This window comes from Oleiphilus sp. HI0066, from assembly GCF_001635725.1.
Genome location: NZ_LWFH01001487.1, coordinates 1 through 692 on the forward strand (window position 1 = coordinate 1; position 692 = coordinate 692).

Annotated in this window: 1 protein-coding gene; it reads left to right on the forward strand. The window is 48.6% G+C overall.

The genetic code is table 11. The annotated features are described in order from the left end of the window. Positions 1-13: 13 nt before the first annotated feature. On the forward strand, positions 14-692 hold a 679-nt coding region (locus tag A3738_RS23035; protein ID WP_197473975.1), incomplete at its 3' end, for a hypothetical protein.

Genomic DNA, 692 nt, shown 5'->3' on the forward strand with positions numbered 1-692 from the left:
TACTAATCTACACATGAACACTTATACCGTCGGCTTAGGTTTGCGCGGGAATATCTTTGGTGTGACTCATCATGCTGTGGAAGATGCTCATGGGGCTAATACTGAACCAGTTTGGCCAGATGTTTCTGATGAAGGTCTTCCTCAGGTGGATGATTTATATCACGCAGCAGTCAATGGCCGTGGCGAAATGTACAGCGCAACGTCGCCTGATTCTTTGAAAGAAGCGCTGCGTTCGGCGATCAACGATATTGTGACATCTATTGGTAGCGGTTCAGGTGTAACCTTTAACTCTTCATCATTACGTGCGCAAGATGGCACATCTATTTATACAACACTCTTTAATTCGTCTGACTGGAGTGGTGACTTAGAAGCACGCTTACTCGATCCAAGCAATGGTGATGTGCTTGATATTGTTTGGTCAAACTCAGCGGGTGAGGCTTCAGGTGCTGCGGCTTTATTGGATGAAAGAGATATTTCAGTTGCTGATCAAGAGCGAGTTATCTACACACAGGGTGCATCGGATGGTGTAACCTTTGAGTGGGCGAATTTAACGGACGCTCAGAAAAACGACTTACGCACGAATCCTCCAGGAGAAGCGGCAAGTCCTGACGACACGCTCGCGCAGGATCGACTAGCTTACCTGCGCGGAGATCGCTCAAAAGAAGGCGGTGCGTTCCGAGCGCGTGGTAGCC